Source organism: Sulfitobacter alexandrii, from assembly GCF_001886735.1.
GTDB lineage: Bacteria > Pseudomonadota > Alphaproteobacteria > Rhodobacterales > Rhodobacteraceae > Sulfitobacter > Sulfitobacter alexandrii.
The window spans coordinates 797539-812291 of sequence record NZ_CP018076.1 but is presented as its reverse complement, the minus strand read 5'-3'; the positions used below and the strand labels follow the sequence as shown (position 1 = coordinate 812291).

General features: G+C 63.6%; 11 protein-coding genes. 5 read left to right on the top strand and 6 right to left on the bottom strand.

Going from position 1 to position 14753, the window contains the following annotated elements:
- Positions 1–7 precede the first annotated feature (7 nt).
- From atpD to BOO69_RS03965, 4 genes are read right to left on the bottom strand one after another with little or no spacing between them, the layout of a single operon-like run.
- Entirely contained in the window at positions 8–1432 is a 1425-nt protein-coding gene (gene atpD, locus BOO69_RS03980; RefSeq protein ID WP_071970517.1) for a F0F1 ATP synthase subunit beta, read from the bottom strand.
- 18 nt (positions 1433–1450) lie between these two features.
- On the bottom strand, positions 1451–2326 hold the full coding sequence (locus tag BOO69_RS03975) for a F0F1 ATP synthase subunit gamma (RefSeq protein ID WP_071970515.1): 876 nt from the start codon (positions 2324–2326) through the stop codon (positions 1451–1453).
- Between the two features lie 14 nt (positions 2327–2340).
- Positions 2341–3879 (bottom strand): F0F1 ATP synthase subunit alpha, encoded by a 1539-nt coding sequence (gene atpA / locus BOO69_RS03970; RefSeq protein WP_071970513.1) that lies wholly within the window; start codon positions 3877–3879, stop codon positions 2341–2343.
- Positions 3880–4440, bottom strand: a complete 561-nt coding sequence (locus BOO69_RS03965; RefSeq protein WP_172839494.1) for a F0F1 ATP synthase subunit delta — start codon at positions 4438–4440, stop codon at positions 3880–3882. It abuts the gene before it with no gap.
- A 386-nt stretch (positions 4441–4826) separates the two neighbouring features.
- Here BOO69_RS03965 and BOO69_RS03960 point away from each other — a divergent pair, with 386 nt between their 5' ends.
- Both BOO69_RS03960 and BOO69_RS03955 read left to right on the top strand, forming a co-directional pair.
- Entirely contained in the window at positions 4827–6488 is a 1662-nt protein-coding gene (locus BOO69_RS03960; protein WP_071970509.1) for a calcium-binding protein, read from the top strand.
- Positions 6489–6658: 170 nt separating this feature from the next.
- Positions 6659–7747, top strand: a complete 1089-nt coding sequence (locus BOO69_RS03955; RefSeq protein WP_071970507.1) for a calcium-binding protein — start codon at positions 6659–6661, stop codon at positions 7745–7747.
- 6 nt (positions 7748–7753) lie between these two features.
- On the opposite strand, the gene BOO69_RS03950 is transcribed toward BOO69_RS03955, so the two are convergent.
- Positions 7754–8509 (bottom strand): class I SAM-dependent methyltransferase, encoded by a 756-nt coding sequence (locus tag BOO69_RS03950; protein ID WP_071970506.1) that lies wholly within the window; start codon positions 8507–8509, stop codon positions 7754–7756.
- A 64-nt stretch (positions 8510–8573) separates the two neighbouring features.
- On the opposite strand from BOO69_RS03950, the gene gloB reads away from it, so the two are divergent.
- The 3 genes from gloB (at position 8574) to BOO69_RS03935 (ending at position 12866) form a co-directional block, all read left to right on the top strand.
- On the top strand, positions 8574–9341 hold the full coding sequence (gloB, locus tag BOO69_RS03945; protein ID WP_071970505.1) for a hydroxyacylglutathione hydrolase: 768 nt from the start codon (positions 8574–8576) through the stop codon (positions 9339–9341).
- 235 nt (positions 9342–9576) lie between these two features.
- The gene (gene clpA, locus BOO69_RS03940; protein ID WP_071970504.1) at positions 9577–11898 is read left to right on the top strand and encodes an ATP-dependent Clp protease ATP-binding subunit ClpA; all 2322 of its coding nucleotides are present in this window, start codon (positions 9577–9579) and stop codon (positions 11896–11898) included.
- Positions 11895–12866 carry a M23 family metallopeptidase gene (locus tag BOO69_RS03935; protein WP_071970503.1) on the top strand — a complete coding sequence of 324 codons (972 nt, stop codon included), beginning with the start codon at positions 11895–11897 and terminating at the stop codon, positions 12864–12866. The genes clpA and BOO69_RS03935 overlap by 4 nt, the downstream gene beginning before the upstream one ends.
- Positions 12867–12877: 11 nt before the next feature.
- Here BOO69_RS03935 and BOO69_RS03930 read toward each other — a convergent pair whose 3' ends face one another.
- Positions 12878–14752, bottom strand: coding sequence for a peptidoglycan -binding protein (locus BOO69_RS03930; protein WP_071970502.1), 1875 nt, complete (start codon positions 14750–14752; stop codon positions 12878–12880).
- Position 14753 lies beyond the last annotated feature (1 nt).

Sequence of the window (14753 nt, the reverse complement as noted above, 5' to 3'; positions counted from 1 at the left end):
GGCTCCCTCAGGCTGCGTCTGCAGCCAGTTTCTCGGCTTTCGCTTTCACTTCGTCGATACCGCCGACCATGTAGAACGCCCCTTCGGGCAGGTGGTCGTATTCACCGGCCACAACCGCCTTGAAGGACGCGATGGTGTCCTCCAGCGGCACCTGCACGCCGTCGGAGCCGGTAAAGACCTTGGCCACGTCGAAGGGCTGGCTCAGGAAACGCTCGATCTTCCGGGCGCGCGCAACGGTCATCTTGTCCTCTTCGGACAGTTCGTCCATCCCGAGGATCGCGATGATGTCCTGAAGCGACTTGTAGCGCTGAAGGATCTGCTGCACGTCGGTTGCGACCTTGTAGTGCTCCTGCCCGATGATCTGCGGGTCCAGAAGGCGCGAGGACGAGCCCAGCGGATCCACGGCCGGATAGATGCCCTTTTCCGAGATCGAACGATCGAGAACCGTCGTCGCGTCGAGGTGCGCAAAGGAGGTCGCGGGCGCGGGGTCGGTCAGGTCGTCCGCAGGCACGTAGACCGCTTGCACGGAGGTAATCGAGCCTTTCTTGGTCGACGAAATCCGTTCCTGCATCGCACCCATGTCGGTCGCGAGGGTCGGCTGATAGCCCACCGCCGAAGGAATACGACCCAGAAGCGCCGACACCTCGGAGCCCGCCTGCGTGAAGCGGAAGATGTTGTCCACGAAGAACAGAACGTCGGAACCGGATTCGTCACGGAACTGCTCGGCCAGGGTCAGGCCGGACAGGGCGACGCGCATACGCGCACCGGGAGGCTCGTTCATCTGGCCGTAGACCAGGGCGATTTTCGATTCCTGCAGGTTGTCAGGCACGATAACGCCGGATTCGATCATCTCGTGGTACAGGTCGTTACCCTCGCGGGTCCGTTCACCCACGCCGGCGAACACGGACAGGCCCGAGTGCACCTTGGCGATGTTGTTGATCAGTTCCATGATCAGAACCGTCTTGCCCACGCCGGCACCGCCGAACAGGCCGATCTTGCCGCCCTTGGTGTAGGGGGCCAGCAGGTCGATGACCTTGATGCCGGTGGTCAGGATCTCGGTCTCGGTGGACTGGGCGTCGAAGGACGGCGCCTCACCGTGGATCGCGCGGCTCTCGTCGGTTTCGACCGGGCCCTTCTCGTCCACCGGCTCGCCGGTCACGTTCAGGATGCGGCCCAGTGTTGCCTTGCCGACGGGCACCTGGATCGGGGCGTCGGTATCAGTGACGGGCGCGCCGCGCACGAGGCCTTCGGTGGCGTCCATCGCGATGGTACGCACGGTGTTTTCGCCGAGGTGCTGCGCCACTTCCAGAACCAGCGTCTTGCCCTGGTTCTCGGTGTGAAGGGCGTTCAGGATCTCGGGCAGGTTGTCATCGAACTGCACGTCAACGACGGCGCCGATGACCTGAGTGATTTTGCCGACTGCTTTTGCCATGTCGTTTCTCCGGTTTGCTTACAGCGCTTCCGCGCCGGAAATGATTTCGATCAGCTCGTTCGTGATGACGGCCTGACGGGAACGGTTGTATTCGATCGTCAGATCCTCGATCATCTCGCCCGCGTTGCGTGTGGCGTTGTCCATCGCGGACATGCGCGCGCCCTGTTCGGACGCTGCGTTTTCCAGCAGGCCGGAAAAGATCGCCGTGGCCACGCCGCGTGGCAGAAGATCGGCCAGGATGGCCTCTTCACTGGGCTCGTAGTCGAACAGGCTGTCGGCGCCATCGGCCTCGTCCTCTTCGAACGTGGCGGGGATGATCTGCTTGGCCTGCGGGATCTGGCTGACCACATTCTCGAACTCGGAATAGAACAGCGTCGCGACGTCGAATTCACCTTCATCGAAACGTGCCAGCACGTCCTTGGCGATGCCCTGCGCGTCCGCGTAGCTCAGCCGCTTGACGTCCGACAGATCGACGTGACCCACCAGCTTGTCGCCGTAGTCGCGGCGAAGCTGATCGCGCCCCTTCTTGCCGACGGTCAGGATCTTGATCTCCTTGCCCTCGCCAATCAGTTTCTGCGCGTGCGTCTTCGCCTTCTTGACGATGTTCGAGTTGAAGCCGCCGCAGAGGCCCCGCTCGGAGGTCATGACGATCAGCAGGTTGACCTTGTCAGACCCGGTGCCCGTCAACAGCTTGGGCGCGCTGTCACTTCCCCCGACGGACGCCGACAGGCGTGCCATGACGGCATTGAACCGTTCGGCATAGGGACGCGACATCTCGGCAGCTTCCTGCGCGCGGCGAAGTTTCGCCGCGGCAACCATTTGCATGGCCTTGGTGATCTTGCGGGTCGATTTGACCGACGAGATCCTGTTTTTAAGGTCCTTGAGATTTGCCATTGGCTTATCTCTCCTTAAGCGAAGTCTGCGGCGTAAGCGTCGAGCGCGGCTTTGATCTTTTCTTCGAGCTCGTCTTTCACCTTGCGGTCATTGTTGGTGATGTCCTTGAGCAGATCGGCGTTCTTGGAACGCAGGTGCGACAGCAGGCCCTGCTCCCAGCGACCGACCTCGGACACGTCCAGCTTGTCGAGGTAGCCGTGCGTGCCCGCATAGATGACGCAGACGATCTCGGCGTTCGACAGCGGCGAATACTGCGGCTGCTTCATCAGCTCGGTCAGACGCGCACCGCGGTTCAGCAGGCGCTGGGTGGCCGCGTCCAGGTCGGAACCGAACTGGGCGAAGGCCGCCATCTCGCGGTACTGGGCGAGCGACAGTTTCACCGGGCCGGCGACCGAGGACATCGCCTTGGTCTGGGCCGAGGAACCAACGCGCGACACCGAAAGACCGGTGTTCACGGCGGGGCGGATACCCTGGTAGAACAGTTCGGTTTCAAGGAAGATCTGGCCGTCGGTGATCGAGATCACGTTGGTCGGAATGAAGGCCGACACGTCGCCGCCCTGCGTTTCGATGATCGGCAGCGCGGTAAGCGAGCCGTTCCCGGCCTCGTCACCCAGCTTTGCCGACCGCTCCAGCAGACGGGAGTGCAGGTAGAAAACGTCGCCCGGATAGGCTTCGCGGCCCGGCGGGCGGCGCAGCAGCAGGGACATCTGGCGATAGGACACGGCCTGCTTGGACAGGTCATCGTAAACGATCAGGGCGTGGCGGCCGTTATCGCGGAAATACTCCGCCATCGCGGTCGCGGCATAAGGCGCGAGGAACTGCATCGGCGCCGGCTCGGAGGCGGTGGCGGCCACGACGATGGAATAGTTGATGGCACCGGTGTCTTCGAGCTTCTTCACCAGCTGCGCCACGGTCGACCGCTTCTGGCCGATCGCGACGTAGACGCAGTACATCTTCTTGCTCTCGTCGCCGTCGGCGGCCTCGTTCACCTGCTGCTGGTTCAGCATCGCGTCGAGCGCGACGGCGGTCTTGCCGGTCTGACGGTCGCCGATGATCAGCTCGCGCTGGCCACGGCCGATGGGGATCATCGAGTCGACGGCCTTGAGACCGGTCGCCATGGGCTCGTGCACGGATTTGCGGGGGATGATGCCGGGCGCCTTGACGTCGGCGATGCCGCGCTTGGAGGCATTGATCGGGCCCTTGCCGTCGATCGGGTTGCCCAGGCCGTCCACGACGCGGCCAAGCAGTTCGTCACCGATCGGCACGTCCACGATGGAGTTGGTGCGCTTGACGACGTCGCCTTCCTTGATGTCGCGGTCGGAACCGAAGATCACGACACCGACGTTGTCGGCTTCGAGGTTCAGGGCCATGCCCTGGATACCGCCGGGGAATTCGACCATTTCGCCGGCCTGCACGTTGTCCAGACCGTAGACCCGCGCGATACCGTCACCGACGGACAGCACCCGGCCGACTTCGGCGACTTCGGCCTCTTGACCGAAATTCTTGATCTGGTCCTTCAGGATTGCAGAAATCTCTGCCGCTTGGATACCCATTTATCCGACCTCTTTCATTACGTTCTGGAGGGAATTGAGCTTCGAGCGGATCGACGTATCGATCATCTTGGAGCCCACTTTGACGATAAGACCGCCGATGAGGCTTTCATCAACGGTCGTTTGAAGCGTTACGGTCTTGCCGGTGTTCGCGGTCAGCGTCTTGGCAAGTTTGTCAGACTGCGCCTTGGTCAGCGCCTTGGCCGATACCACGTCCGCGGTGACCTCGCCCTTGTCCTCGGCGATCTGCTCGCGCAGCGTCCGGACCAGCTGCGGCAGGACGAACAGCCGCCGCTTGCTTGCCATCAGCGCCAGGGTGCTGGACATGATCGAGGAAAGATTCATCTTCTTGGCGAGCGCGGTGATGGCCTTGCCCTGCTCGTCGCGGGTGTAGACCGGCGAATTGATCAGGTCGCGGAAATCCTCGCTGCCGTTCAGCGCCTCGTTCAGCGCGTCGAGATCGGATTCGATATCTTTGACCTTGTCGCCATCCTTGGCCAGATCATAGACCGCTGACGCGTAACGCTGTGCGATACCGGTGGAAATCGAAGCTGTTTCGGACACGTCCATCCTCTCAAAAGTCTGTCCGGATATGCGAAAGAAGTCGCGTCACCGGTTCGTTGGCGCGGCTTGAATAGTCTCAAGACGTCAAAATCAGGGGCGATGTAGCAGGAAGGTTCCCAGCCCGCAACACAGTATAGTGCGGCTTTATGCCCTGCGTATCCCTTTATTTTCAAGTGGGCGAACATTGTGCGGCCTTCCCTCCAATCGCGGCACACCCCCCTTGATGACGCGATTCTCACGCGCCGGCCCATGATCGGTGTTTCGACTGGCTCAACAATGCCCCCATATTTCAAGCATCTGCGCCAATTTCCCGGCGAAACGGCCCGAAACTTGACTCGTCACACCGCCAACGGTTGCATGACGGGTGTTCAGAAAAGGATGGTGCGATGTTGGGGCTGTACGTTTTGCCGCTGTTGGTTTTTGGCTTGCTGTTTATCCCCTTTGGTTCGGATAGCGACCCTGAAGATGCGGAGGTACCGGACGAGCCCGATCCGCTGGAACCGCCTGAAACACCAGATGAACCCACGGAAGGCAGTGTCTTCGACGGGACGGCCGGCGATGACCGGATTGAGGTCCACGTTGACAATGCGACCGTAAACGGCGGTGCGGGCGACGATGAACTCATCGCGGACAGCCGGTTCGATGGGAACGTCCTGAATGGCGACGCCGGGAATGACACCATCGCAAGTTTCGGTTCATCCACGGCCAACGGTGGCATCGGAGACGACAGGCTGTCTGGCAGTGGCACCCTTAATGGCGGTGCCGGCGACGACGAACTGGTCTATCGCTCGGCAGCCCGTGCGGATGGGGGCGAAGGCGACGATTTCATCCGGGCAGCCACCGGGCTTTCCGGTAGCGGGCCGGTCACGGTGAACGGCGGCGACGGTGACGACACCATCGGGATCGAAGTGACGGAGTATACCGATCCGGAGGAAGGCGCCCTGCGCAGTTTCAGCGGCGGTGCGGGCAATGATACCTTTGCGTTGAGCTACAATTCGGCTGATTCAGATATCGGGCTGATTGCCCGGATCGAGGATTTCGACCCGGCACAGGACGTGCTGGAACTGGATCTGCTGGCGGATTCGTCCTATCTGCAGCTGAACGACGTCACCTTCGCCGAGGCCGATGACGGCAGCTATACCGACCTGAACCTATCCCTCACCGATGAACGATCCGATGAAGTCAGCGACGTTTCCATAAGACTGGAAGGTGTCTCAGGTCTGACGATGGATAACTTGACATTTGTCGGTCCGGACGGAGACGTGCTGAACCCGGGGTTTGACGATGCAACCGGCACCGACGATGGCGGCGTGGCTGTTGCGGGTGGCACCTACAACACGCTGGGCGGCGGCAATGACACCGTGACCGGGGATGGCGGCGGGGCGTATACGCAACTCGGCGATGGCGACGACCTCTATCAGGTCAACGGGGCCGACGGCAGCACCGTCACCGGCGGGGATGGCAATGACACCATCGAAGCCGGTCCGGCTGGAGGCAATGCGCACTATCTGGGTAGCGCAGGCGATGATGTGCTCAGCGTCGATCACGATGCCGCGGAGGTGTCGGGTGGAACCGGTGACGACACCGTTTCGATTGGTGGCGACGACATTTTTGTCAACGGTGGCTCTGGGGATGATGTGTTCATCGCGCAGGAAGGGTCTGGACCGGATGTGGTGTTCTGGGGCGGCACCGGGACGGACAGTTTTACCATTCGTGCTGGCCAGACAGCCGTTGATGTCCCTAACTCCAGCGAAGGTACCTTCGTCGTGAACATCTCCGAGGATGAAGTGACAAACGGTTTCGCAACAATTCTCAGACCACCAGGTGGGGCCAGTATTCAGTTGAACATCGATCCAGGGATCGAAGGGGACATTGACGTCGTAACAAACAGGTACGACAGCCCCCTGGTAGAACCAACGCAAGACTTTGCGATCTTCGTGGGTGACACACAGGTGCTGCAATTGACTACAGCGCCCATTGGGTCGAACGAGACGATCTATGCGAACGAAGTCTTCGACTTCGACATCAACCGCGCAGGCGCGGCATAGGGGTGCAGCCCTGCGCGGACCCGTAATGCGCCGGGTTCGCGATAGTCTGTCTTGATTGGCCGCGATTGTTTCATGCGCGGCAACGACTTGCCCCGTTTTCGGCCCGACATTTGACAAAGGGTCGGTTATCGGCTGGCATGCTCTCGCCTGTCTTTTTCTAGGGGATTCCCATGCTTGGTCTCACGCTGTTGCCGTTCCTTTGCGTCGGCTTGTTCCTCGTTGCCTTCAACAACGACGATGACGACACTGTGGAGACTCCGGACCCCGAAACGCCGGACGAGGTGGTGAACGGTACGGAGGGAGACGACATCCTCGCGGCCACCGGATCCGAAACCGTGAACGGGGGGGCCGGAAACGACTCCCTGACCACGAATGCCGGCTCCGTCGGTGCCGTGCTGAACGGCGAGGCGGACAACGACGACCTGCAGGCCGAGGGCGGCAATTCCACCCTGAACGGAGGCGAAGGCGACGACCGGCTGTTCGCGACGGATACCTCGGACGGGGCCGTGCTGAATGGCGACGACGGGCGCGACGACCTGAGGGCGGGGGGCACCGCCCCCACGCTGAACGGCGGAGAGGGCGACGACAGCCTCTACAACGATGATGCCGTCGACGCGGTGTTGAACGGCGACGGCGGGGACGACTTCTTCGGCTTGCAGACCGATCAGGATCTCGAAGGGAATGGCGGCACCGGCAACGACGTGTTCGAAGCCTTCATCGAAGGCGGCGACGTGCGCCTGAACGGCGGCGAGGGCGACGACGACTTCATCGTCGGCGGCGAAGGCGGCGTCATCCACGGCGACGCCGGCGACGACGTGATCTACATCGAATCCGCCGGGGCCGAAGCCTTTGGCGACGATGGCAACGACGATCTGGCGGTGCGCGTCGTGCTCGACGCCGGGGCGGCGGATGCGGCCAGCACACTGGCCGGAGGCGAAGGTGCCGACAGCTTCACCATAGAGCTCTACGACCCTGCCCGGCCCGCGGACCCGCAGGACGACGATCTGGGCGTGGTGACCCATATCAGCGATTTCGACCCGCAGGAGGATAATCTGGTGCTGGACCTGCGCGGTTCGGGCAGCCAGGTCAACGGGATTTCGACAACGCCTTCCGAAGATGGCAGCTACCTCGACGTGACTGTCGATGTCGCAGCCTCCGCCACGGCGCCGGCGCAGTCCTTTACCGTGCGGCTGACGGGTGTCACCGCGCTGGACGCCGATCAGATCGTGATCCACGAGAACGCCCGCGCGGTCGCCTGACCGGCTTCAGGTTCCCAGTTTGCGGGCGCTGCCCACCGCGGGTTCGGTCAGCCCGTCAAGGACACTGACCCGCTTGCGCTGCCTCTGAGTCCGGCCCTTGGGTGGATAGACCTGCTTTGTCGCCTCCACCATGAAGGCGCCGCCGGCAAGGATCGTCGGCGTGTGGCGGCCGAAACGCTCGAAAAGGCCTGCGGATTTCATCCAGATCCGTTGTTGCGAGGGCACCTGGTAGAGGGCGCCTACCTGGCGTTCCGGAATGAACTGGTGCTTGCGCAACTGCGCATCCAGCTGTCCCGGCGAATAGGGCCGACCGTAGCCGAACGGGGTCCGGTCGCGGCGTGCCCAGAGACCCGCCCGGTTCGGTACGATGAACAGGGCCTTGCCTCCGGGTCCGAGCACCCGCCAGCATTCCTCCAGCAGGTCCGAAGGACGTTCGGAGGTCTCGAGCCCATGCAACAGAACCAGCTTGTCCACGTGGCCGGTTTCCAGCGGCCAGATGGTCTCTTCTGTCAGGACAGAGGTGTTGGGCATCCCCGCGGGCCAGGGCATCACCCCCTGCGGGGCGGGCATCAGGGTCATCACCCTGCGCGCATCGGCCAGATAGGGGCGCAGAAGCGGGGCGGCGAACCCGAAGCCGACCACGGTCTGGCCCTTTGCCTCGGGCCAGAGGCCCAGCATCCGGTTGCGCAGGGATTTCTGGGCGGCACGGCCCAGCGTGCTGCGGTAGTAGAAGTTGCGCAGGTCCTGGACGTCAAGATGCATTGCAGCCCATCGTGGTGAGTGTCACTGTTGAACAGACCTTATCAACAGGAAAGAGGAATACGCCATGCCCTTTGATCTGATTACCGTTCCCTGCCTGTCGGACAACTACGCCTATCTCCTGCACGACCGCAACACCGGGGAGACTGCCTGCATCGACGTGCCGGAAGCCGGACCGATCAAGGCGGCGCTGGAGGATCATGGCTGGACCCTGTCCCAGGTCTGGCTGACCCATCACCACTGGGATCACGTGGATGGTCTGGCCGACCTGCTGGCGGATCACCACGCCTCCGTGGTGGGGGCTGCGGCGGACGCCCACCGGATGCCCGAGCTCAATGTCCGGGTCAAGGAAGGCGACACCGTGAAGCTGGGCGACCTTTCCGCCCGCGTGATCGACGTGTCGGGGCATACCGTGGGCCATATCGCCTTCTACGTGGCGGACGCCGGCGCCGCCTTTACCGCGGACAGCCTGATGGCGCTCGGGTGCGGGCGCCTGTTCGAAGGGACGCCCGAGCAGATGTGGGGCTCCATGCAAAAGCTGATGGAACTGCCCCCCGAGACGACGATCTGCTCCGGCCACGAGTATACCGCGTCGAACGCGAAATTCGCGCTGACCGTTGATCCCGAGAACGCCGCGCTTATATCTAGGGCCAAGGCCGTGGAGGATGCCCGCGAAAAGGGCGAACCGACGGTGCCGTCGAAACTTTCAACCGAACTTGAAACCAATCCCTTCCTGCGCCCCGCCGACCCCGGCATCCGGGCCACCCTGGGGATGCCAGACGCCTCGGACAGCGACGTGTTTGCGGAGATCCGCAAGCGCAAGGATGACTTCTGACACCGCGGAATCCACCCGTTGTGTCGCGCCGACGGGCCGCCCCGGAGGTGCGTCAGGCATCCTGCCGCTTCTGACGCCAAAACACCGCGATCACGCCCATTGTGAATAGAATTTTCAAGAAAATGCTTGAAGCCGGGCCGCGATCAACCAAACTCTAACAGTATGAGGCCATGGTCGGACCGGGGCCCTGTCATTCCACAGCACCCAGCCGACCCCGATCGAAAAGGAGCACCTTGTGCCTTCATTCTCGAATACGCTTGAGCAAGCAATCCATGCCGCGCTGGCCCTGGCCAACGCCCGTCGGCACGAATTTGCGACATTGGAACATCTCCTTCTGGCCCTGATCGATGAACCCGACGCCGTACAGGTGATGAAGGCGTGCTCGGTCGATGTTTCCGAACTGCGTGACACGCTGGTCGAATTCGTGGACGAGGATCTGAGCAACCTCGTCACCGATGTCGACGGGTCCGAGGCAGTGCCGACTGCCGCGTTCCAGCGCGTGATCCAGCGCGCGGCGATCCACGTCCAGTCGTCCGGCCGAACCGAAGTGACCGGTGCCAACGTGCTGGTCGCCATCTTTGCCGAACGCGAGTCGAACGCCGCCTATTTCCTGCAGGAACAGGACATGACCCGCTACGACGCGGTGAACTACATCGCGCATGGCGTCGCCAAGGATCCGGCGTACGGCGAACAGCGCCCGGTGGCAGGCGCCCCCGAGCACGAGGAAGAGGCGCAGGGCGTCACGGACGGCGACAAGAAGGAATCCGCGCTGGCCAAGTACTGCGTGGACCTCAATGCCAAGTCGCGCGAAGGCGATATCGATCCGCTCATCGGTCGCGAGTCCGAGGTCGAGCGTTGCATTCAGGTGCTGTGCCGCCGCCGCAAGAACAACCCGCTGCTGGTGGGTGACCCCGGCGTGGGAAAGACCGCCATCGCCGAAGGGCTGGCGCGCAAGATCGTGGCAGGCGAAACCCCCGAAGTGCTTTCCAAGACCACCATCTACTCGCTCGACATGGGTGCCCTCCTCGCGGGGACACGCTATCGCGGCGATTTCGAGGAACGGCTGAAGGCCGTTGTCGCGGAACTGGAAGACCACAAGGACGCGGTTCTGTTCATCGACGAGATCCACACGGTGATCGGCGCCGGCGCGACGTCTGGCGGCGCGATGGATGCCTCAAACCTGCTCAAGCCTGCCCTGGCGGGCGGCAAGCTGCGCACCATGGGCTCCACCACCTACAAGGAGTTCCGTCAGCATTTCGAGAAGGACCGCGCGCTGAGCCGCCGGTTCCAGAAGATCGACGTGAACGAGCCGTCGGTGGAAGACGCGACCAAGATCCTCAAGGGCCTGAAGCCCTATTTCGAGGAGCACCATAGCGTCAAGTACACCTCCGACGCGATCAAGACCTCGGTCGAGCTGGCACACCGCTACATCAACGATCGCAAGCTGCCGGATTCGGCCATCGACGTGATCGACGAAGCCGGTGCCGCCCAGCATCTGGTCGCGGCCTCCAAGCGGCGCAAGACCATCGGCACAAAGGAGGTCGAGGCCGTGGTGGCCAAGATCGCCCGGATCCCGCCCAAGAACGTGTCCAAGGACGACGTGGTGGTGTTGAAGGACCTGGAGTCGTCGCTCAAGCGCGTGGTGTTCGGTCAGGACAAGGCGATCGAGGCGCTGTCTTCGGCGATCAAGCTGGCCCGCGCGGGTCTGCGCGAACCCGAAAAGCCCATCGGCAACTACCTGTTTGCCGGGCCAACCGGTGTCGGCAAGACCGAGGTCGCCAAGCAGCTTGCCGACACGCTGGGCGTGGAACTGCTGCGTTTCGACATGTCCGAGTACATGGAGAAACACGCGGTCAGCCGCCTGATCGGCGCGCCTCCGGGCTACGTCGGTTTCGACCAGGGCGGCATGCTCACGGATGGCGTGGACCAGCACCCGCACTGTGTCCTGCTGCTTGACGAGATGGAGAAGGCTCATCCGGACGTCTACAACATCCTGCTGCAGGTGATGGACCACGGCAAGCTGACCGACCACAACGGCCGGACGGTGGATTTCCGCAATGTCGTGCTCATCATGACGTCGAACGCTGGCGCTGCGGAACAGGCCAAGGAGGCGATCGGCTTTGGCCGTGACCGCCGCACCGGCGAGGATACCGCCGCGATCGAGCGGACCTTCTCGCCCGAGTTCCGCAACCGTCTGGATGCGGTTATCAGCTTTGGCGCCCTGCCCAAGGAGGTCATCCTGCGCGTGGTCGAGAAGTTCGTCCTGCAACTGGAAGCACAGCTGATGGACCGCAACGTGACCATCGAACTGAGCAAAAAGGCAGCCGAATGGCTGGCCGACAAGGGCTACGACGACAAGATGGGCGCACGCCCGCTGGGTCGCGTCATCCAGGAGAACATCAAGAAGCCTCTCGCCGAGGAACTGTTGTTCGGCAAACTCGCCAAGGGCGGCGTGGTCAAGGTCGGCGTGAAGAAGGGCGAACTCGACCTTCAGATCCTCAGCCCGGAGAACGCGCGGCTGTCGGGTAACAAGCCGCCGCTTCTGACTGCGGAATGATCCTTCGGGGCATCCTCGCCCTCGCCATGCCCTTCGCCGGTCCCGCACTGGCGGAGGGTTTTCTTTTGCAGTCTCCCGTGGACTGCATCCTGGGGCAGGACTGCTTCATCCAGCAGTACATGGATCGTGACCCCGGTCAGGGGGCCGTCGATTTCACCTGCGCCGGGCTGAGCTACGGCGGGCACAAGGGGACGGACTTCGCGCTGCCGACGCGGGCCGACATGATGGCCGGGGTCAACGTGATGGCCGCCGCCCCGGGCATCGTGACCGGCGTGCGCGACGGCATGGACGACCGCGGCTACACCCCTGACCGCCGTGCCGAACTGGCCGGGCGCGAGTGCGGGAACGGCATCGTCATACGGCACGACAACGGATGGGAAACCCAGTACTGCCATCTGAAACAGGATTCCGTCACTGTCGGCAGCGGCCAGAAGGTCGAGGCAGGCACAGTGCTGGGCCAGATCGGCCAGTCCGGTAACGCCGCCTTTCCCCACGTGCACCTCTCCGTCCGGGACGACAAGGGCACACCGGTCGACCCCTTCGATCCCGACGGCGTACTCGACTGCGAAGACCCCGGCGACAGCACCCTTTGGGCGGAGCCGCCGACCTATCAGCCCGGCGGGCTGTTGGCGTTGGGATTCGCCAATGCGATCCCCGACTACGACCGCATCAAGAACGGGGAAGCGGCCGCGACTGCCCTGCCCGCGGACGCACCTGCGCTGGTCGTCTTCGCCTACTTCTTCGGGCCACGGGAGGGCGACATCCTCAGGCTCGCAATCACCGGACCGCAAGGCGAAGTCATAGCGGACAATATCACCCTCACCCGCGATCAGGCTCAGGCGTTTCGCGCCATCGGCAAGCGCCGCAGCGGCGCAAGCTGGCCTGCCGGAGACTACACCGCCACCGCGGCACTGGTCAGAGAGGGGGCGATGCTGGACGAAAGAACCACGCAGATCACCCTGCGCTGACCCGCCAAGCGCTATTTTTCGGTGAACTTGAGCTCGATCCGCCGGTTCTGCGCGCGGGCTTCCTCGCTGTCACCCGTCGCGACCGGCTGGTACTGGCCGAAACCGTTCGCGGCCAGCCGGCTCGGCGGAATACCTTCCGAATTGATCATGTACTTCACCACCGAAAGGGCCCGCGCCTGTGACAGCTCCCAGTTGTCGGCGAATTCGCCCAGTCCCGAGAGCGGCACGTTGTCGGTATGTCCGTCCACGCGGATCACCCAGTCGATCTCGGGCGGGATATCGTCGGCGATGGACCGCAGGATACCTGCCACCTTGGCGATCTCGCGCTCGCCGTCCGGCGACAGCACCGCCCCGCCCGGCGGGAACAGAACCTCTGACGAAAAGACAAAGCGATCGCCTTCGATCCGGATCCCCTCCTGCGCGCCGAGAAGATCCCGAAGGCGGCCAAAGAATTCGGACCGGTATTGCTCGAGGTCCTTGGTCTGCGCCTCGAGCCGTGCCCGTTCCGCAGCTTCCAGTTCGGCCCGGCGGCGCTGTTCGGCGGCCACGCGGGCCAATGCCGTGTTCAACTCGGACCCAAGCGATTGCAATTCCACCGATTGCGCGGCGTCTCGCGCGACCGCGTCGTCCAGCAGCGCCTGCAGGTCGCCAAGTTGCTGGCGCAGCGCTGCGACCTGCTGGTTCAGCAATTCGGTCTCCCGCTGGGCTTCCGCGCTGGTCGCCTTTTCCTCGGCGAGGGCGGATTGCGCGGTGGCCAGAAGCGCCGCGCGTTTCTCTGCCTCGGTGGTGGTATCTTCCGCCAAGGTTTCCGCGGCCAATTTCGCCGCGACGGCGCGGGCCAACTGGTCGCGCAGATCGTCGCGTTCCTGCGACATCGTCTGCGTGGTCTGGTCGAGCCTGTCCTGTAGCGCGTCGATCTCGGCGCGCAGGTCAGCCGCGGTCTGACGCGCCTGCGACCCTTCGGCCGCTGCCGCCTGCGCGTCTTCCAGTTCGAGCAAAGTGCGCGACAGCCGGGTGTCGAGATCCTTCTCCGCCGCTCGCGCGGCCGCGAGCAGCGTCAGGGTGTCCTCGGCTTCACGGCGCTGTTCCTCCAGCGCGAGCGTCATCGCCGTCAGCTCGGTATTCGCGTTTTCGAGGCGGTCGCGCAGCATCTCCGCCGCCGCCGCCTCGGCCAGTCTTGCCGCTTCCTCTTCGCTCAGGGCGGCCTCGGCCTCGGCCACCCGGGTCTGCAGCGCCTCGACCTCGCCCCCCGCCTCGGCATTGCGGGCCCGCAGGTCCGCCACCAGCGCATCCAGCGCCTCGCGGCGGGAGGCGGCAAGCCGCGCCGCCTCGGCCTGGGCGTCCATCTCGTCACGCGCGGAAGCCAGCGCAAGGTTCAACGCTTCCTGCTCGCTCAAGAGCTCTGCCTGCCGCTCCTGCAGCGCGGCCTCGGACTCTTCCAGCGTCGCCACCTGCCCCAGCGCGTCGTCGCGCGCCGAAATCAGCGCCGCGACCTGCGCCTCGAAGCTGCTGATGCGGGTGCGGGCTTCGTCCAGCGCGGCGGCCTGCGTGTCACGCTCGCTGGTGAGCGAGGAAATCAGCGCAGTCTGCTGGCTGATCTGTTCCTGCGCGTCGTTCAAGGTGGCGTTCAGCGCGCCCAGCCGGGCCTCAAGCTGCGCGTTCGATCGTTCTTCCACGCCCAGCGCCTGCGCCAGCGCGGCGATCTCGCCCGATAGCTGATCCAGCTCGCTTTCCTGTCCGGTGATCCTTTCGGTCAGGACGTATTGCACGACCATGAAAATCGTCAGCACGAACATGAGGACGAGCAGAAGACCCGTCATTGCATCCACGAAACCGGGCCAGATGGACCCCTGAAAGCGCGCGCCTGTCCGCCGGGACAACGCCATG